This is a genomic window from Domibacillus sp. PGB-M46, assembly GCF_022668875.1.
Lineage (GTDB): Bacteria > Bacillota > Bacilli > Bacillales > Domibacillaceae > Domibacillus.
In genome coordinates this window covers 1-19,694 of the sequence record NZ_JAKGCR010000018.1, presented here as the reverse complement: position 1 = coordinate 19,694, position 19,694 = coordinate 1, and the positions used below count along the sequence as shown (strand labels likewise).

Annotated in this window: 17 protein-coding genes and 1 pseudogene; 7 read left to right on the top strand and 11 right to left on the bottom strand. The window is 41.5% G+C overall.

Features of this window, described 5'->3' with window-relative positions:
- Positions 1-558: 558 nt before the first annotated feature.
- Positions 559-1,674 (top strand): tyrosine recombinase XerS, encoded by a 1,116-nt coding sequence (xerS, locus tag L2D08_RS17160; RefSeq protein WP_242235552.1) that lies wholly within the window; start codon positions 559-561, stop codon positions 1,672-1,674.
- Positions 1,675-1,766: 92 nt separating this feature from the next.
- Here xerS and L2D08_RS17155 read toward each other — a convergent pair whose 3' ends face one another.
- The 3 genes from L2D08_RS17155 to L2D08_RS17145 form a co-directional block, all read right to left on the bottom strand.
- Positions 1,767-2,297: a methylated-DNA--[protein]-cysteine S-methyltransferase gene (locus L2D08_RS17155; protein WP_242235550.1), complete on the bottom strand. Its 531-nt coding sequence runs from the start codon at positions 2,295-2,297 to the stop codon at positions 1,767-1,769.
- A gap of 75 nt (positions 2,298-2,372) precedes the next feature.
- Entirely contained in the window at positions 2,373-2,828 is a 456-nt protein-coding gene (locus L2D08_RS17150) for a putative immunity protein (protein ID WP_242235549.1), read from the bottom strand.
- Positions 2,829-3,073: 245 nt separating this feature from the next.
- The gene (locus L2D08_RS17145) at positions 3,074-4,093 is read right to left on the bottom strand and encodes a glycine-rich domain-containing protein (protein ID WP_242235547.1); all 1,020 of its coding nucleotides are present in this window, start codon (positions 4,091-4,093) and stop codon (positions 3,074-3,076) included.
- Positions 4,094-4,396: 303 nt separating this feature from the next.
- On the opposite strand from L2D08_RS17145, the gene L2D08_RS17140 reads away from it, so the two are divergent.
- Positions 4,397-6,136, top strand: coding sequence for a glycoside hydrolase family 13 protein (locus L2D08_RS17140; RefSeq protein WP_242235545.1), 1,740 nt, complete (start codon positions 4,397-4,399; stop codon positions 6,134-6,136).
- 105 nt (positions 6,137-6,241) lie between these two features.
- Here L2D08_RS17140 and L2D08_RS24330 read toward each other — a convergent pair whose 3' ends face one another.
- The 3 genes from L2D08_RS24330 to L2D08_RS17125 form a co-directional block, all read right to left on the bottom strand.
- Positions 6,242-7,057: an STAS domain-containing protein gene (locus L2D08_RS24330; RefSeq protein ID WP_242235543.1), complete on the bottom strand. Its 816-nt coding sequence runs from the start codon at positions 7,055-7,057 to the stop codon at positions 6,242-6,244.
- A 357-nt stretch (positions 7,058-7,414) separates the two neighbouring features.
- Positions 7,415-9,379, bottom strand: a complete 1,965-nt coding sequence (locus tag L2D08_RS17130) for a hypothetical protein (RefSeq protein ID WP_242235540.1) — start codon at positions 9,377-9,379, stop codon at positions 7,415-7,417.
- A gap of 40 nt (positions 9,380-9,419) precedes the next feature.
- On the bottom strand, positions 9,420-10,637 hold the full coding sequence (locus tag L2D08_RS17125) for an ATP-grasp domain-containing protein (RefSeq protein ID WP_242235538.1): 1,218 nt from the start codon (positions 10,635-10,637) through the stop codon (positions 9,420-9,422).
- Between the two features lie 278 nt (positions 10,638-10,915).
- Here L2D08_RS17125 and L2D08_RS17120 point away from each other — a divergent pair, with 278 nt between their 5' ends.
- From L2D08_RS17120 to L2D08_RS24325, 3 genes are all read left to right on the top strand, one after another.
- Positions 10,916-11,482 carry a GNAT family N-acetyltransferase gene (locus L2D08_RS17120; RefSeq protein WP_242235536.1) on the top strand — a complete coding sequence of 189 codons (567 nt, stop codon included), beginning with the start codon at positions 10,916-10,918 and terminating at the stop codon, positions 11,480-11,482.
- Positions 11,483-11,563: 81 nt separating this feature from the next.
- Positions 11,564-12,922 carry an alanine/glycine:cation symporter family protein gene (locus tag L2D08_RS17115; RefSeq protein WP_242235534.1) on the top strand — a complete coding sequence of 453 codons (1,359 nt, stop codon included), beginning with the start codon at positions 11,564-11,566 and terminating at the stop codon, positions 12,920-12,922.
- A 37-nt stretch (positions 12,923-12,959) separates the two neighbouring features.
- Positions 12,960-13,778: an SIR2 family protein gene (locus L2D08_RS24325; RefSeq protein WP_242235532.1), complete on the top strand. Its 819-nt coding sequence runs from the start codon at positions 12,960-12,962 to the stop codon at positions 13,776-13,778.
- A gap of 131 nt (positions 13,779-13,909) precedes the next feature.
- Here the strand turns inward: L2D08_RS24325 and L2D08_RS17105 are convergent.
- The 3 genes and pseudogenes from L2D08_RS17105 to L2D08_RS17095 all read right to left on the bottom strand — a co-directional run.
- A pseudogene (locus L2D08_RS17105) lies at positions 13,910-14,119 on the bottom strand (His/Gly/Thr/Pro-type tRNA ligase C-terminal domain-containing protein); the annotation flags it as partial.
- Between the two features lie 414 nt (positions 14,120-14,533).
- Entirely contained in the window at positions 14,534-15,391 is an 858-nt protein-coding gene (locus L2D08_RS17100; RefSeq protein WP_242235530.1) for a metallophosphoesterase, read from the bottom strand.
- A gap of 247 nt (positions 15,392-15,638) precedes the next feature.
- A complete protein-coding gene (locus tag L2D08_RS17095; protein ID WP_242235528.1) occupies positions 15,639-16,217 on the bottom strand; it encodes a class I SAM-dependent methyltransferase in 579 nt (192 codons plus the stop codon).
- 295 nt (positions 16,218-16,512) lie between these two features.
- Here L2D08_RS17095 and L2D08_RS17090 point away from each other — a divergent pair, with 295 nt between their 5' ends.
- Positions 16,513-16,890 (top strand): hypothetical protein, encoded by a 378-nt coding sequence (locus L2D08_RS17090; RefSeq protein ID WP_242235527.1) that lies wholly within the window; start codon positions 16,513-16,515, stop codon positions 16,888-16,890.
- Between the two features lie 98 nt (positions 16,891-16,988).
- On the opposite strand, the gene L2D08_RS17085 is transcribed toward L2D08_RS17090, so the two are convergent.
- Positions 16,989-17,789: a GH25 family lysozyme gene (locus L2D08_RS17085; protein WP_242235525.1), complete on the bottom strand. Its 801-nt coding sequence runs from the start codon at positions 17,787-17,789 to the stop codon at positions 16,989-16,991.
- A 310-nt stretch (positions 17,790-18,099) separates the two neighbouring features.
- Between L2D08_RS17085 and L2D08_RS17080 the strand changes: the two genes are divergently transcribed.
- Positions 18,100-18,483 carry a hypothetical protein gene (locus tag L2D08_RS17080; protein ID WP_242235523.1) on the top strand — a complete coding sequence of 128 codons (384 nt, stop codon included), beginning with the start codon at positions 18,100-18,102 and terminating at the stop codon, positions 18,481-18,483.
- A 98-nt stretch (positions 18,484-18,581) separates the two neighbouring features.
- On the opposite strand, the gene L2D08_RS17075 is transcribed toward L2D08_RS17080, so the two are convergent.
- Positions 18,582-18,794: a hypothetical protein gene (locus L2D08_RS17075; protein WP_242235522.1), complete on the bottom strand. Its 213-nt coding sequence runs from the start codon at positions 18,792-18,794 to the stop codon at positions 18,582-18,584.
- Positions 18,795-19,694 lie beyond the last annotated feature (900 nt).

Here is a 19,694-nt window from a genome sequence, read left to right as displayed (position 1 = left end):
TTATTTAGCACAAAGTTTGACCAAATTTAACCTTTGAGGATAAAAGTGAGGAACCTGGTTTTAAGGCAAGAGAACAGTGAACAATATAGTTTATGGGGTAGATATTGCATGAAAAGCCTTTTATCCCTCACAGCAGAAAAATTGCTGAGCTGTTGTATAAAATGATCTTGATCCTTAAATAAAATAAACGTGGTTCTTATATGAAAATCCAGCAGTCTGATTAAAAAACAATGTTTGAATCAAATTTATGCCGTTTTTCCTGTTTGCGAACAAATGTTTCACAAAGGCCGGAATCGTTAAATAACATGAACATGCTTAAAAGCTGTTTTTTTAGGATCTCTAAAGCATTTTATGTATCATTTGCTGCGCTCAGCCGGCTGAATGTGAATAGCTCATGAGTAAAATCATTTAAAGTAGAATCATTTAGCTTAAATAATTAAAAATATTTGCATGAAAAGCTGAATTTACCAAACGGTTTGGGTATAATAAATACACACTATCTTTTCTTAAAAATTGAATTTTACGCAAAGTTGAAATTGATCGAAAGAGGTTTGAAAAATGGCTAATACACGTCAGCATCAATTACACGAAAAAAAATTAGAAGAATTAATGAATATCATGCCGTTTTACGTGGTGGAATATGTGGATCAGAAGCTGGGCAGCCGGTCTCCTTCTACTCTTTTAAATTATGTACACGATTATAAGCTGTTTTTTGAATGGCTCATTGCAGAAGGCATTACAGACGTCAAAGAAATAAAAGATATACCTATGACCGTGCTCGAAACCCTTAAATTAGTAGAAGCACAAGGATTTATCCGCTTTCTGGAACGACGGGATATCCAAGTAAATAAACAGGATACGAAAAAAGCGGAAAAAGTATCGATTAATCGTAAAATCTCGGCACTTCGTTCTCTTTTTAAGTATTTAACGACGCAAACAGAAAATGAAGACGGCGAACCTTACTTTCACCGTAATGTTATGCTGAAAATTGAAGTCACCAAAGTAAAAGAAACCCTAAATGCCCGTGCTGCGCGCATTGCAACAAAAATCTTTCATCAGGATGATGATATTCGTTTCCTGGAATTCTTGAAGAACGACTATGAACAGGAACTGCCCGCTGATTCACGTAAGGTTGTTTATTTTAAGCGGGACAAGGAACGGGATATTGCCATTCTTTCACTGTTTCTTGGAAGCGGCATCCGGGTGAATGAGCTGTCTAATCTTCGCTTACGGGACGTGGACTTTGAAATGGGACAAATCAGCGTTTTGCGTAAAGGAAATAAGCGGGACATTGTTGCAGTCATTCCCCAGGCAATGGATGACGTAAAAGCTTATCTCGCCATTCGTAATGAGCGGTATCACGCAACCGGCGAAGATTATGAGTTCGTTTTTTTAACAAAGGTTAAAAATGAACCGCAGCCTCTCTCCAACCGGACCATTGAAGCGCTGGTGAAAAAGTATACGAAAGCATTTATGTCCAATAAATCGATGTCACCGCACAAACTGCGGCATACATTTGGTACAAATTTGATGGAAGAAACAAATGACATTCATCTGCTTATGATGCAGCTTGGCCACAGTACGACTTCGACCGCTGCACTTTATACAAATCCTGAGCAGGAAAAAGCACGTAAAGCCCTGAAAGAGTTAGGAGAAAAACGTAAAGAGCGTTAAGCGTTAGATGAATAAACAAGTGAAAGATTCGACCTTGAGGTTTGGGAATGGAACGTACCTGCATTCCAAGGGAGCCTCCTGCCTCGGCGGCTTTACAGGCGGGCTCCCGCATATTTTGCTTCTAATTGGAGTAAATACTGCTTTAACTCCAGGCCGCCCCTGTAGCCGGTCAATGCCCCGTTTTTTCCGATCACCCGGTGGCATGGAATGGTAATCAGCACGGGGTTTGCGCCAATTGCGGCTCCTACTGCCCGGACAGCAGCCGGCTTTCCAGCAAGCTTGGCAATATCCGAATACGAATAAGTTTCTCCATAAGGAATCTGCTTGAGCGCCTCCCATATTTGCAGCTGAAAAGGTGTCCCCCTTACATCAACAGGCAAATGAAAAGTGCGGATCGTTCCGGTAAAATAAGCATACAGTTCGTCCTGGTAAGGTTTTAAAGAACCGTGATCTTCTATAAGAACAGCCGCTGGGAACCGTTTATTCACCCATGCTTCAAGCTCTTCAAACGTCTGACCTGGTGATCCTATATAACAAAGCCCTTTCCCTGTTTTAGCTATATAAAGTGGTCCAAATTCATAATCGACTGTAGACCACTGGATCGCTTTTGCTTTCTTGTTCATCTTTCCCCGCCTCCTTTATCCCTATTATACAGATAAAAAAAACAAAGCGCTTCTTTAAAAGAAGCGCCAAACAACTTACATCTCTTTCTCTAAATCTAGCAAATACTTATACTGCCAGGCACGTTCATCAGCCACCGCTTCCGCATCAAAGTGGGTTGCATGAGCAATGGCCTTTACCGCATAGGTAGATGCATGGATTGCATGGCCAAATACATGAACGGTTGCGACGGCCTGGCCTGCTGCCCGTGCAGCAGCAGTCGCTGCCTTATCATCTGTTTGACGGGCCGCAGCATGAGCGGCAAATGAAGCTTTTCGAACTTCTCTCACTTTCATAGTTCCCTGCAGCCAGGCGCGTCCGGCTTCAATGGCCTCTCTTGGACGTCCGTCATGGGGGAACTTTCGTTCATAATACTGAATCACATGTTCTGCACAACCTAATGCCCAATGCACCGCGGTTGGATGGTCAATGCATCGAAGGTGTTCTTCGATCGTTTCTTTTATCTCTGTATCGACGAATCGCTGCTTTATCAAGGCAGTTTCCTCCTTTTATTTTATTGTTTTTTTGGGAGCTTTTATGTTAATCGATGGATTTCTTAGCAAGCTGTTTTCATCGCTTATTAAGAGAAGGGGTATACCTTTCTCTTCCTTGTCTGCTTTTATTTAAACATCTCTTATCCACATATTTATGGAAAAATTTGTGCATTGTATAAAAAAGCAGGTACCCATACCAGGGTTCCCTGCTTTTCATTGTATATTGGCTCCATCTCTGTCTTCGATTAAGAGCTTCCTCCACAGCTGCTTGAAGAACAGCTGGATCCGCTCCCGCTGTCAGAAGAGCAAGAAGAATCATTCCCTGAGTCGTGATGATCATAACGGTCGTCACGGTCATCCCTATCGTAATAACCGCCTGAACTCACGTAGTTATTATCTTCCGGTATAGGCTCATGCAGGGCCAGAATCGAATAGGACAGCAGCAAGACAGGTGTTTGATCCTCCGGCCGGGCCGCCATAATCGTTTTAGACCGTGTTTTTTGACGGCGGTCAACGTGTTCTTCTGCTTCTTCAAGAAGCTCTGCAAGCTTCTTCGTTAAGGCATAGATAAGAGGCTCATATTCTTCTGGCACTGCTTCAAACAGCTCTTGTTGAAGATATGTTTCCCGTTCCTTTCCTTTTGCATTCTGCCATTTTTCTACAAAGGATTTGCGAAGCAGTGTTTTTCCAAATGGACCTTGGATGGTTTCAGTGTAATCATGCTCCGTAAATAAAACTGAATATACCAATTCAAAAACAGCCCGCTCATGCTGTGATGCCCCTCTTGTTATTTTAGCTTTGTCAGTTGGAGTGTGGTGAATCATTGTACCATGAAATTGCTCGCAAAAAGCCGCATAATCCTTTGTAAACAAAATCATATCATGCCAAATGGCATCGACCTTTGCGCTGTACATCGGTACATTTTTCATGATGGCAGAAAGAATGAAAAAACGCTTTAATTCAAGCTGGTACCATGAAAACGACTCATCGGATACCATTCCTTTTTCGATCAACCGTGCTTTTACGGACACTTCGAGACTCCGGTTCCAGGCATGCTCCAGTTTTTCAGCTAACGGCTTGCCTTCCGGTATTTTTAAGCCAAGCGTCTGTTCCAGTTCAGAAGAAAGCGGCCTGTCTATTGCCGATCCCTTATAATTTCTTGCTTTCTGGCCGGAGCGCCTGCCAGGCGTGTTTTTTTCGCTGGCCTTCTTAATAATGATGCCGGCTATAATGGCTGCAATTACGAGGAAAAATACAACCTTCATTTCAATCCCTCCTTTTAACTCTCCCTGCTGTTTTTTCTCTGTTTGATCTGCTCTCTTATCTCGGTGTATAAAGGAAAAAAATGAAATAAATAGATTTTTTTCTGCAGGGCTTCTCTTCTATTGTATCATGCTCTTCTATTTGTTCATGTCTCCTTGGCTAAAAAGTTTAAAACATTGGTGATATGCCGGTATTTTTTTGCGGAAAAAGGATTAAAAGAAATAAAGGAAGGGAAAAGGCTAGATAAAATTCAGTGAAACAGTTCACACTACCTGAATACATAACTGTCTATGGAGGGATTTTTTATGTTAAAGGAAGCCATTTATCACCGGCCTAAAAACAATTTTGCTTATTCCTATGACGCGGATACCGTTCATATCCGCCTACGCTCCAAGAAAGGTGACCTCACACATGTATCATTGCTTCATGGAGATTCTTATATCCTTAAGGATGGTATATGGGTATATGACGAAGAAGATATGATTTTAGCTGGATCAGATATGCTGTTTGATTACTGGATGGCGGAAATTAAGCCTGCGCACCGCCGCCTTCTTTACGGATTTAAATGTGTCAGCGGGAATGAGACTGTTTATTACACAGAGCGTGGCTTTTTCGACCAGGCGCCGGAAAAAACAGCGAATTACTTTAACTTCCCATATATTAATCCGGCCGATATTTTCACTGCTCCCCGCTGGGTAAAAGATACGGTCTGGTATCAGATTTTCCCGGAACGGTTCGGCAATGGGGATCCACGCCTGGATCCTCCCAATACACAGCCATGGGGAGGCAAGCCGGAGATTGATAACTACTTTGGCGGCGACTTCCAGGGAGTCATTGACCACTTGGATTACCTGCAGGATCTCGGCATTACCGGTATTTACTTCACCCCTATTTTCAAAGCAAACACAAATCATAAATATGACACCATTGACTATCTTCAAATCGACCCGCAATTCGGTGATGAGGAATTGCTGAGAAAGCTCATTGATGAATGCCATCAAAGGGGCATTAAAGTGATGCTCGATGCAGTATTCAATCATAGCGGCTACTTTTTTGGTCCGTTTCAGGATGTGCTTGAAAAAGGTGAAGCATCGAAATACAAAGACTGGTTCCACATTCGAAAATTTCCGCTACAGGAAGGTGACAAGTTAAATTACGAAACCTTCAGCTTTGAAAAAAACATGCCAAAGCTTAACACCGAAAATCCGGAAGTAAAAAACTATTTGTTGAATGTTGCCTCTCATTGGGTAAAGAATTTTGATATAGACGGCTGGAGACTGGATGTGGCTGATGAAGTCGATCATGCTTTTTGGCGGGAGTTCCGCCGCACGGTAAAAGCAATAAAGCCGGATGTGTATATTCTGGGTGAAATCTGGCATGATGCCCTGCCATGGCTTCAGGGAGATCAGTTTGATGCGGCGATGAACTATCGCTTTGTCCATGCAATTGTAGACTTTTTCGCACAAAGAAAAATCACAGCCGAACAGTTTAAACAGGAAATTACCCATGTCTATCATTCTTATCCGATTCCTATCAATGAAGTTGCGTTTAACCTGCTTGGAAGCCATGATACGCCAAGACTTTTAACGGTTGCGTATGGCAATAAAGAAAGCGTCAAGCTGTCTTACTTGTTTGCTCTGTCTTCTCCGGGGTCTCCGTGTATTTATTACGGCGATGAAATTGGCTTAACAGGTGGACCAGATCCGGATTGCCGCAAATGTATGGTTTGGGATGAAGACAAGCAGGATCGCGATTTACGGGCCTTTATTCAAAAAGCAATTGCGCTGCGTAAACAAATACCGGCTTTTGGCAACAGCGGCAGCTTTGCGTTTGCGGATATTCATCCGGAGCTGATCAGCTACACGCGCGAAAATGAACAAGAAAAACTTTTGTTTTTGATTAATTCAAGCGATACACCGATACAAGCTGATGTGCCGGATGTCTTTATGAATGCTCAAAATGTGTGGACGGAAGAAACACATGATGAAAAGACCGTCACCATTCAGCCTCAGAACTTTATAATTTTGCATAAAACAATGAAGTAAGCAGTGTTTTGCTTTTCTAAACAGGCATATAAAAAACCGGTACACCTCCTTTTCCATTTCCATCAAAAGGGGACGTACCGGTTTTATTCTTTGTTATATATATGATTAACCCAGGCTCTCTAACGCCCTTTTTACGGTGGAAAACGTATCTGTACCTGAAAGCTCAAGCCCGCTTTTTACAACAATTTGAGCTAGGTCAGGACGAAGACCGGATGTGATGAGGTGAATACCCACTAACTTGAGCATCATGCCCAGCTGCTGAAGATAAGACGCCATCTTTACATCAATCTGGGAAAGGCCGGAAAAATCGACAATAAGATGATCGACCTCCATGTCTGACAGTCTAGGAAAAACGTGCTCTAGTATATAATTGGCCCGATAAGCATCCATTTCTCCTATAAGAGGGAGAATCACAATCCCTTCCCTTACAGGTATAATTGGTGCGGATAAGGCGGCCATTTCTTTTTTTGCCCGCTCTTTCTTTTCTTCATACAGCTGTTCAAATGCAAAAATGGTCTCATTTAAGCTGCTGTCCAGCATTTGGTTGATACGCTTAATGATCAAAACAATTTGTTCTAGTGACAACTGAAGCTTTTGTCCAATTTCCGTAAACATATCAGTTAAAACTTCCCGTGTTGGAGGGTACCGGACAGCCAAAAGAGAAACCCTGCCGCCTGAAGAAGTCTGCATATCTGCATTTTTTCGGCTCCATTCTATAAAGAAATCAGGAACGCATTTTTCTTCTTTTACAAAAGAATCCCCAAAAAACTGTAAGAATTCAAGGTACATTGTATATGCCTGCTCTTTTTCCCCGTCTGGAATCGTCAGTTCCAGCTTTGTAAGCACTTTTTCCACAACCTCAGTTGCTAATGCTTCTACGTTGTCAGTAATATAAGCCGAAAATTTTAAAAATGAACTCACTATGGCTTCCCCTTTTTCTCTATTACGTACTTTAACACATGTATTTCAATGCTTGTTCTATAAAAATCCCGCAGTACAAATCTATCTTCTGTTTTCATTCCACACGAATAAAAACCAAAAATAAACATCTTCCTAGTATTAAGTATCGGGTCATTTTCTTTATAATAAAGATGACTTTTTTCACAAATTAGCATCACTTATGATAAGGAATGTGCATTTATTATATAAAAAAAAGCCCGTTCTTACTAGGTTAATAAGAACCAGCGTTTTTTTGTGTTACTAAAAGAGCATGAAAAAACAGGTGCCTGACTAAAAGCACCTGTTTTAACATCCTTATTATGTTCATGGGAAAGTTTTTTAATCAAGCCATGTATATTGTTTGCCCCAGCTTTCTTTTGCAAGAGATGTGATTTCCTCAACGATCTCATCTTCTACTGCATAAGAATCTCCTTGTTCATAAGGATTATAATGAAAAGCATACATGCGTGCCGTAAATTGTGAAAACGGAAGAGACGCTTCCCCCTCCTGTTCTCCATGCCCTTTTACAGAAGGCTCAATGCCTTGTCCCCAATTTTGGCCGCTGTCATTATTAGGATTGTAAAAATAAATGCGGTACTCTCCTGCTTCGTCTGCAGCGACCCGCTGAATGGAAACCGCGTGAAGACCTAACAGCTCACCATGCACATTGGTAATATAAATACCTACTGGATTCGGATAAATCAATTCATACCCTTCGTTATAGCCAGGATGATGGGTAGAATAAAATAACCGGACAAAACCGGCGTAATCCGTTACCGCTCCGGTTGCAGGACTAATGATATTTGCAAATCCGCGCGGCACCCACTCTCCATAAAACTCGGGATTCACCCATTTATGGCCGTCTTCTCCGCGCAGAGCAGTCCGTTTCATCATTTCATTGTATATCTTGTCCAAATGGGGAACGAGAACCTTAGAAACGGGATCCAGTTCCTGATGAATTTCCGAAGCGACGCCTCCTTCAAGCGAAGAAGAGTGAAGGGGTTCCCCTTCGAAAATAATGTCCACATCATTGTCCCTTGCTCCCCGGGCAATAAATTCCAGAAGCTGGCCAGGGCCGTGCTGTGCCCAGAGGCTAAGCGCTCGTGCAGACTGGCAGGTCGGGTTCAATCCCTGCCCAATTCCTAAAGGCTGGCCAAGCACACTAAGCGTTCCGGCCAAAAGAACCGTATTCGCTGTTAAGCCTTCCCGTTTATTTTCGGGCGTAAGCAGGATTTGTTTTACTTCCGGATGAATATCAAGTTCAATCAGCCGGCGAATACTCGGAAGAAGCGGCTCCTGCGAAAGCAGTCCCCGGTCCAATACCTTCCCAAGCCCGTAAATAGATTGAGCTGTATGAGGGTGGATAGCGACCTGAATCATGTCATGGACAAGATTGGATTGAGCGTTTAAAATCGCTTCACCGGTTTCAGATAAAGAGAGGGCGGCTGGCAGAAGCTCTGATTTTACCCGATTTAAATGTCTTAGAAAAACAGCGTGATATGGAGAAACAAGCCCCGTACCCCTTACAGACCCGGCAAATGCTTCTGCTTCTTGTTTCAATTCCTCTTCTGACGCATTTTTTAAGCTTAAGCGGTATTCCCTAAAGCTGGACCATTCTTTGCTTAACGGACTTGGTGTCGTAATAGCCGACGAGTATGCCTGTAAAGACTGTTTAACTTCCTCACTAATATCACTTTCCATCATTTGTTTGGCCATCGTAATCATTTTTACAATGCGGTTAACCATGATCGGCCTTTGGACAGTCAGCCGATCAATTTCCGATACAATCTGATTGGCAATAGCCTGAAAAGAAAGTTCATCTCCTAAGAAGCGGAATAACCGTTCTGCCCGTTCAATATGTTCACCTGAACCAATTCTGGCTTCTTCTGTTTCTGGCGGAAAAAGAATATCTAAATTTAATGCCAGTACTTCGTTTAAAAATTCTTTCGCTTCCTGGGCGGACACTTCTTTATGCTCATACAATCCTTTGGCAATCGCGAGCATGCGCAGTTCACTAAGCAGCTCAACAATCGAATTGACGCCTTTTAGCTTTAAAGAGCCTCCGACAAAAGGGGGCTGGAGCTTTGATGCTTGCTCCCACGGACCTCCCTGGAAAACCCCTGCTTCATCAAATCGAGGGGCATAGCTGAATAATTGTTTAAGGCCATCATCGGTTCGTGCCAGATCGATGGCTTGTTGAAATACTTCTGTTTGGTACAAACTTTTAGCATAAGGTTTTGCCTGCCCCAGCGTATCAAGAGCTTGTTCAAATTTTGTCGGTGCCAGTTTGCTTTCAGCGTCCATTCTATATTCCTCCCTAACCGGTCTCCAAAATAAAAGTTTTTCAAAGATAGAAATTATAGGTTTCATATTTTTTCATTAAACCGCGCATTTCTTCACTGTCTTCCCCAAAGAAGAAAATAGTCCCGTAGTGATTGCCAAATCCAACCCGCTCCGCTACTTTGCTTGTAGCCGGGATAAACATATCATGCTTTTCAAAATAAGGATGCGATTTTAATTCTTCCGGCACTTCCAGGCGGTCGATAATTTTAACGCGTGGATAAACCATCAAGCTTCCAGCATACCCTTTAGCGGAAGTTACCTCTTCAGGAAAAAACGCTTCCAGCTCTTCTGCGGTTGTATCCGGGTCACTGCAAAGAACCTGGGCCTGGTATGCACTGAAACCGTATGCCCGCTCAATTAAATCAAAAATATGTCCCCCGGGGATCCGCGCTGCGACTTCTCCAAAATGAAGCGTGCCGTCAGGTGAAATGAAAAATTCCGGGTGGATCACTCCATATTTGATTTCAAAGGAAGCGACCAGCTTTTCAATTTCTTCCCGGATTCTAGGGCGCCATTCTTCTAGAGAAGGCGATGCAGGAACAAAATTAGAATGCCCTAATTGGACATATTCCGTAATGTTTAAGAAATAAACTTTCCCATTGTGAACAAACGCTTCACAGGAAAATTCCTGACCGTCTAAGTGGCTCTCCATTAAACAAGGAAAATCCTCCTGAGGGATCAGATCGATATCGGAAGCATCCCGTATAACCCGGTGGCCAACCGTGCCGGCTTTATTTAAAGGCTTTACATGAATAGGGTCATTGATATCCCCGTCTATTTTAATTAAAGCCTCGTTCACTCGTTTTAAAAAGCGGTACACATCTTCTTTTTGGTACGCTTCTTCAAATACCCCGACTTTGATGCCGGACATTTGCGCTTTTCGCTTCATAAGCCCTTTATCTCGAAGAAGAAGAGATCGATTGAAAACACGGGGATCATCCTGGAACCTCGCGTTTAAAGCACCTGCCCATTCAACCGTTTCTTCATAGATTGGAACCGCAAGCTTTACGCCTAAAGAATGCAGCTCTTTATATAGCTCCTCTGATTTTTCATTTAACCGCTCGAACTGCCAGCCGACAAACTGAATATCATTTTCTTTGGCAAACGGTTCAAATTCAGGCGGTCCTACTACAAGAAAAGGCCGGTCAAGCTTGTCTACCGCTTCAATGACAGGCAGACTCCACCCCAGAAGGGCTGTAACTTTTTTTTCATTTTCCATTTCTTCTTCCCATCCTTTGACTAAAAAATAACAAACAGGGGTACAATTCCCTATCTTACTATAAATCAAACTTTTTTGTCTGATTTTTGTTTATTTTCTAATATTTTATGGTACTAATTAATAGTTTAATATATGTAAGAGACAAATATTACAAAGGAGTAATACAATTACCCTTTTTTAAGCAAATTAAACTTTTTTTCAATTTTTTTGTTTATTTTCTACTTTTTTAAGGTAGTGATTAATAGTTTATATATGTATATGACAAAGGAGGAATGAAAATGAACACTTGGTATATGGCACTATCAGAATATTTTCCGGCAAATGAAATGAAATCAGAGGAGCATTTTGAGCGGCTTCTAAAAGACAAAGGCTGTTCCTACAAGATTGAAGAAGGTGCTGGCTATGTACTCGCTTATTTTGAACGGGAAGATTTTTTGTTTGTAGACTACGTACTCGTGCATAGTAATCACCGGAGCGCAGGTTTAGGAAGCCGAATCATGGACCAGTTAAAAAAGAAGAAAAAGCCTATCCTTCTTGAAGTAGAACCGGAGACGATTCATGAACCGGATACGATTAAACGGGTTCACTTTTACAAAAAAATCGGCTTTCAATGTATTGATCACATTCAATACGTGCGCAGGCACCCGGTCACTAAAGAACTGAGTGAAATGAAGCTTTATTGCTGGTCTACCGCACCAAAATCAGATAGATGGATAATAGAGAAGATGGCTGCTGTTTATCAGGAAGTTCATGCTTACCAATCAAAAGCTTTGTATGGGACACAGCCGCAGGAAATCAATGAAATTCTTATTCTACGGGAACATACATACAATCAGGCTAAATAAAAAGGGTTTTAACTATTTTTGCATCATTGTATGCGCTTAACATGTTGAGGCGCAAATGGACAGATTTGAGGAGGAAATAATTTGGAGAGTTTTGAGCAAATCGTCGCTTCGCTGTCAGGATGGATCTGGGGAGTGCCAATGATTATTTTATTATTAGGATGCGGCCTGATTTTAAATGTCCGGATTGGTTTTTTTCAGTTCCGGTACTTCCCTCACATTATGAAGCAGACATTTGGCAAAATGTTCTCGAAAGGGGATGCACCTGGTTCCGTTACGCCTTTTCAGGCTTCTACGTCTGCCCTGGCTTCCACAGTCGGAGCAGCCAATATTGTCGGTGTACCTCTTGCGATTGGGCTGGGCGGGCCTGGAGCCATTTTTTGGATGTGGCTCGTTGCGCTTATTGGCATGGGAACCAAATATTCAGAAGTGGTGCTCGGGTTAAAATACCGCACAAAAAATGAGGCCGGCGAGTGGACCGGCGGGCCTATGCATTATATTGAAAAGGGACTTGGCTGGAAACCGGTCGCCACCTTTTTTGCGTTTTTTCTTATGCTTGAAGTGATTGCAAGTACGATGGTCCAGTCTAATTCCCTGTCTACCACTGTCGAATCTTCCTTCGGTATTCCGCCGCTAGCAACAGGGATTGCAGTTTTGCTGGCTGTTGGTATCGTAACCTATGGGGGCATTAAACGAATCGGTTCTGTTACCGAAAAGTTTGTGCCGATCATGGTCGTTCTGTATTTAATTTGTTCAGGGCTTGTGCTGGCTGGAAATCTGTCTGAAATCCCAACAGCCTTTGGCTTAATTTTCTATCACGCTTTTACGCCTATTTCGGCTGCCGGAGGCTTTGCAGGTGCAACTGTTGCTGCTGCTATCCGCTGGGGGCTTGCCCGCGGTATTTACTCAAATGAAGCAGGCATGGGAACAGCGCCTATCGCCCATTCAACGGCTATGAACGATCATCCAGCCAAACAGGGCTTATGGGGCGTGTTCGAAGTGCTGGTGGATACCATTATTGTCTGTACAACAACCGCGCTCGTTGTTTTAACATCAGGTGCCTGGAAAGAAGTCGAAGCGAATGACGCTTCGACGATGGTAATCGAAGCATTTGCCACCGTTGTCGGTCATGGGGCTGCCGGTATAATTCTTTCCATATCTTTGTTCTTTTTCGTATTATCTACCGTACTGGTGGTTGTTTTTTACGGAGAAAAACAGGCGGAATATTTATTTGGGATTCAATTTTCCAAGCTGATGCGCGTTGTTTACTTAGTGGCTATTTTAGCCGGGGCTGTTGGGGCTCTAGAATTTATCTGGCAGTTCCTTGATTTAATGCTGGCATTAATTATTGTTCCGAATGTCATCGCTCTTGTGTTCTTAAGCAAAGAAGTTCGTGAAATAACAAAAGATTACATTAAAAAACATATTCAGGGGAAAAGCTAAAGTAACCCCGCTTGCCAGAAGAAAGGAGCCGTCAGAAGTGATAGAGGAGTTAGCCGCTGCAATCAAAAAGAAAAAAGCCATTTTGTTTGCCGGATCTGGCGTCTCTAAAAACTTGGGACTGCCGGATTACTCAGAAATGATTCACCAGATTGCTGAAAATCTCGGTTATGACCCAGATGAGTTTACAGCATGGGGAGATCGTGACTTTTTAACGCTGGCAGAGTATTATTGTTTAGAAAAAGGGTCACTGGGTGAACTGCGAAGCTGGATGGACCGAAAATGGCATAATCCAAAAATTGAGCTGGAGCATTCGGAGATCCACCGAATGCTGATTGAATTAAATTTCCCCTTAATTTATACAACCAATTTCGACCGCTGGCTTGAAGAAGCACATGACTTTTATGGAAGGCCATATACGAAAATTACCAATGTCGCGGATATCACTCAAATTGAGGAAGGAAAAACGCAGATTGTCAAATTTCACGGTGACTTTGACGATGACTCCTCTATCGTGCTAACAGAATCAAGTTTTTTCAAGAGACTCGATTTCGAAACGTCACTCGATATTAAGCTCCGGTCCGATTCGTTGGAGAAGTCACTGCTTTTTATCGGATACAGCCTTTCAGATATTAATATCCGTTATATGCTTTATAAACTGCATAACCAGTGGAAAATTTCTACGTATGAGCATTTAAGGCCGAAATCGTTTATCCTGCTGAACGAACCGAACCCTATTAAAGAAAAGATCCTAAAAGAAAGAGGCATTATCCCGATCATTTATCAAAATGAAAACCCTGGAAAAGCCCTGCATGCTTTTTTAACGGATTTACTCAAACTTGTCCGAGAAGAAGCATAAGCAAAGAAAGCGCCACTTGCTGCCCATTCAGAAGCGGCGCTTTTCTCTTTGTGAACCCGTGGAGATATAACTAGTTATACTCCATCCATACCGTTCAGAAGCCGGTTTTTCACTACTTCTTTTAAATGTTTCTATCCTGCGTTCCTTTGCCCGTAACACCGTACATTGACCGTTTGGCTGGCACACTCTTCATCTCCTACTACTAATGTGTACGGTATTTTCTTCATTTGTGCTTCTCTTATTTTATAGCCGAGTTTTTCTTCACGAGTATCCCCTTCCGCCCGTATACCGGCCTGCTGTAATTGCTGAATGATTTCTTTGGCAAATATTTGATGAACATCATTTAATGATTATTTATATAAAAAAACACACCCATCCCTAAGAAGGGACGAGTGTGTTTTTCCTCGTGGTTCCACCCAAATTCCCACCGCTCAAAAAGCAATGGCTTCAGTCAGTTTTATCGCACTGCTGCGGTACCGGTTCGACAGTACAGCTCCAAGGCGGTAAGTGATTTTGCTGCGCTGGGAAGCTTTCAGTCTTGGCTTCCCTCTCTATGAGCCGGTCAAAATCACTCATGTCCTTGTCATTGCCTGTATAGACTACAACACTTTATGTTATTTAATCGGGGATTAAAACGAGTCTGCCTTACAAGAAATTCAGATGTGTAACATACAAATGGCAGATGGCTAGTAAGATATCACAGCCACTTTATCATTCCCTTAATTGGAAATCAAGCGCCAAAAAAATCTTTAATATTATACGGCTGTCAAAGCCTTCTCATTTTCAGCAGTATTCAAGGATAGTTCGTGAAGAGTGATTTCAGGGCGGCTCCCTACTCTTATGTTAATAGAGGTTTGTCCCAATCCTTCACTTATATAAAGAGGTTTTTCATGATAGTAGTGCAGCCCTTTAATCATATCCATCCGCATCATCGTACGTCCCAGCTTTGCGAGATGGTATGGCTTGGGCCAGTAAATCTGACCGCCATGAAAATGGCCAGCTAAAAGATAATGGTATGCGTAACTCTCCATGCCAAGAACAATATTTGGATCATGAGTTAAAACAAGGCGGTATCCTTCTTTGACATCTGAAAATGATGCCTGCAAATCGCTTTTCTTTGTATGAAAGTCGTCCACTCCAATAATGTTGAGAGGTTTTCCTTCCACCAAAATGGTTTCATGTGCATTTTGAAGTGTTTTACACCCGTGCTTTTCCAATATATTTTTTAAAGAGTCAAAATCCGTTTTGCTTAAACGGTAATCATGGTTTCCGAATACAGCATACATACCATATTGAGGCTTCAAGCGGTTCAGCACATCTAAATAGGGAATTAATCGAGGGATACTTCGTTTTTTATCTAAAAAGTCTCCGGTGAGGGCAATAAGGTCTATTCTCTCGCCTGCCAGTTTGCTATAAAGCTGCTCAGGGGAAATAGAAATATTCTCAAGATGCATATCTGAAATGTGTAATACAGCCAGAGAGCTGGTTGAGTCAATGGAATCTATTGAAGACAAATGAATTTTTTTAAACGCCACTTTATGTGTATTCTTATAAGCCTTGTAAAAGAGGATCAGCGAAACGATAAACAATACAAACAACAACAATAACTTCATTCTATTTCACCTCCGCCTATCATTATAGAGGAATTTAGAATGAACTTTTACCGGTAATTCATGGGCTTTTATAATAATGTGAAAATGTTAGTGTAAAAGAAGCGTTATATAACAGTTAAGCAAGCTGACTATGTGCAGTGCAGTTCAGCTTGCTTAACTGTTCATAAAAGGAAGCGTTTATGTGAATCGCCGGGAATCAAGCAGGTGAACTGCAGATAAAGCCCATTTCCACTAAGGCTTCTAAACATCAGAGAAACGCTGTAAAGTATAATTCGTTATAAAGAAAGCATTTTTTAAACCTGCTGATCACATTGTAGCGAAAATGTTCTTTTGTGAAATAATCAAGATACTGTTCTTCCTTTTGAATATAATCCCCTTTATCGTTGGTTTTCATAAACCAATTACAGATCGGAGATGCATCACATAAGTAAGGTTCAATGACCACTACTTTTCCATTCGGTCTTAGAATGCGTTTGAATTCTTTAATGTAATGTCGAACCATGTCTGGCGGAATATGATGCAGAACCGCAATAATCAAAATGACATCAAAGCTGTTTTCTTCCACAGGGAGTTCATTGCCGCTAAATGCTTCAAATTGATAAGCCGCATACAGCCTTTTGGCAAAGTTAATCCTATTTGTGTCAGGATCTATGCCAACGTAATAATCAGGTGAACATAACGTGCAGTTCGCACCTGTACCCGCTCCGAAGTCCAGCACTTTCTGCCCCGTTAAATCAAAGTGCCGCTGAATGTTATTTTGAATATAAATTTTTGTAAACCATTTTGGCCGAACGAGCGAGTGATAAATTTTAGGGGATAATTGCACTTAAAACACCTGCACTTTTTTGGATTCACGTTCCATTACTGTTTGATTTCGTTCCACAGTATAAAAAACAATACAAACAACGTTCATTTCTAAAAAATACAAAGGGCCAGTATAGAAAGTACAGGGTGGTTTTCCTAACCGCCTGATGGGCCGTTATTAGATTGGGGAAAAACCCTTATTTTTATGTTTTTTAAAATCATCCATCTCATGCAAAAAATAATATCCATAATAATGATCCTTCTTTTTCACATACTACAAATGGTCCTTTTCAATGAATCATGAGGAGATGAAATGTGTGAACAACCGAAATAGTATGTTTAAATCTGTGTTGCCTATAGCTGCAACAGGTGTCGCTATCCTTGGCATCGTTAGAGGAATACGCAGCAGGTCTTTCCAGCCTTTCTTCCAGACGGTTTTAAGTTCTTTAATGGGAGCGGCTCCGCAAGGTATGATGGGTGGACAAACTGGGCAAAACACGACACAGCCTCTCCAAGGGATGATGAATAATCAAGGCGCTCAGCAGCAGCCAGCCAATCAACAAAACCCGCAAATTTCACAAAGTATGATGGGTGGACAGGCTGCACAAAACATGGCACAGCCTCCTCAGGGAACAATGAATAACCAGGGCTACTGGCAGCAGTCAGCTGTTCCTAAAAATTCAGCCCGTCACTGAACAAATAGAACAGACATTAAAACATACCGGCAGCGTACATGATGTAATGGCAAGAAAAGACGTATAGCCCCGGAGGGAGAACCAGGGCTTTTTTTGTGTTACTTATCTTCATGACGAATCTGGGGATTCAAACCGACTTTGCGGGCGATTAAATTTCGGCCGGCTTCTGCCGCTTCTCTGCTTAGGAAAGTGCCTGTCCATACCCTCTTGTCTTTCGGGAATGTGTGAAAACCAGTTACTTGCTTGATTGTATCTGCCGCTGCTTTTGCGCTTTCGTCAGTTGAGAACGTACCGGTGAAAATCCGGTATGTGCCTGGTGTCGAAGCCGCTGTAATGGTATTGAGGAAAAATGCTAATGTTTTGCCGCTGTTTAACCGGCTCAAATCAACAGGTCCAGACACCCCAGCAAGACGGCCATTATCGGTGTACTGCCACAAGTCACATGGGTAGTCCGGCTTTTGGCTGCTATAGCGGGGAAGCCAGACAAAGTCCGCATCTACCTGATCGGCATTAAATGCTTTGTATGTATGATGACCTGTATACAGCCCCACTTTTTTTGCGCCCAGGCGGCGTAATTCATCGAGGTAAGCCTGCGTGCCCGCTCTCATATCCTCCATCGTTTTTACTTCAACGTCCGCTATCCAAAAGAAAGCGTTTTTGTCGCCTCGGTTCCAAAAATCCTGCGCCTCCTTTTTCGCATCGTCTATAGAAACAAATCGGCAAAATGCATAATTGCCAAATGGAATGTTATTTGCTTTGCAGCCAGCCGTATTTTGGGAATAGGTTCGGTCCTGAACACTTGAGCCATCCTGCACCCGAAGAATCGCCAGATCCAATTCTTTTGCTGCAGCAGCCCAGTTAATAGTGCCTTGATGATGAGATATATCGACAATTTTCATCGTGTTTTACCACCTTTCCGGAATTAATTATACGCTGCTCTCTTCCAGCTATTCGAATCCCTCATAGAGCACTCGTAACCAAAACTTTAAACAGCTGTTCATACTTTTATTATTCCTGCTCACGCCAGTACTGCATACTTTCAAACGACTAAGGGTTAGGTTTACTATTCGTATGCGTAAAAAGGTGGAAATAACGTGAAAATCAAGACTACATGCAGGCATATATGATACATTTCTAATGTGTGTAAGTTAAGATTTATCCTAATAAAATATTTTTGCGGGAAGCTTATAAAAATACAGGAGGAACAATATGGGATATTTTAAAGCAAGAACCGCTGATAGGTTGAGGAATATATACAGTGTCATTATTGAATATACGGGAACAAAAGAATCATTGGTATCTTTGCCGCTCTCCACATCAAAGTTAATTTGGCAATATGATCACAGCCGCGGCTCTTCTTTTTTAACAGGTATGTTTAACAGAAGAAAAAGACCAGTGTTTTTGATTGATATAGTGGATACCGATCAAATAAGTGAGCGTATGCTGGAAGATAAACGTACGGCACTATACGAATTAAATGATTTACTGACCGATGGAATATACATTGAATTTAAAGATCCAAAAGAACAAACATTGTTCATGTTGGAAGCACCCCATGTCCTGAACAAGTGGGCTGCCCTTCAAAGAGTTTAATATACATAGCCTTTGGAGCTTAACAAAGCTGGAATACAAAAAAGCTGGACTGCAGGGCAGCCAGCTTTTTTCATATCATACTTTCTTTTGAGCAGCCATTAAGTGCAGCCTTCACACTCATAATAATTGTCTTTCAAATCTAATACCTTCAACAGGTCGCCAATCTCGATATCTTCTTCCTCTGTCATTTCGATATCTGCTACTCTGGCTTTGATCGCCTTATGAGCTGCTTCTTCATCAGGCATGGCTACGCTAAACTCGCCTTCAGTACCTGTTGATACTACTCGATAGGCAAACAAAAATCGTTTCATCGCTTGTTTGTCCCCCTTTCCTATATCCTGCTTTCCCATCATAAACGAAAACAAGTGAATAAGGAAAAGTTTTGACTTCGAAGCAAATCAATGAAACCATTTCACTGGGCACGTATATTTTTGTGAGCATTTCTTGTTTCAGAACAATTTTTACATCTTTTCACCATCATTTATGCTGTTTCATAGAATGACAAAAATAAACACTTTTGAACATAGTGTGAAGAGATAATGATTTTTCTACAAAATTAGCGCATTTTCGACAAAATAGACCTCTATCGAATATAAAAATGTCATGATATATTTGGAAAAACTCAATCTTTGTTGAAAAGAAGGGAGCCAAAGAAAAATATGTCCCCACACTTCATTTTTACCATGCTGAGAACGTTAGAAACATTTCCGACAACAGAGATATGTTTAACATTTTATAAGATAGATCAAACGCCTGCCATCAATGTTTGTTATGTAGACAAGTATTTTAAAGTATCATGCTTGAGGACATGCACTAGTAAATATTATCGTGATAAATCACCTGCGCTTTCCGCTATCAACAGGGCACTAAATCCACATGTTCAAGAGTCTTCAGCTTAATAGCATCACATTGGGATCTGCATTTTGCAAAACTCAGTCTTTATATAAGTTCTTACCCATTTCCGCCTTACTATTAACCCTTTATCGATCTCTTTCTTTTATTTTTTCAGCGAAATAGTAAATAAAAAAAATAATTGTTTGAAAAGTCTAATTATTGTTAATATTGTTAAAGAGCATTTTTCCCAAACGGAGCAGCTGATAACGGCTGCCCCGTTTTATTTTGAAAAAAACAAAGGGCTTCCGGTTTTATTTTTCGCTATTTATTTTCAAAAAAATTGCTCATTTTTAAAATATATTTAGTCTACTATATTG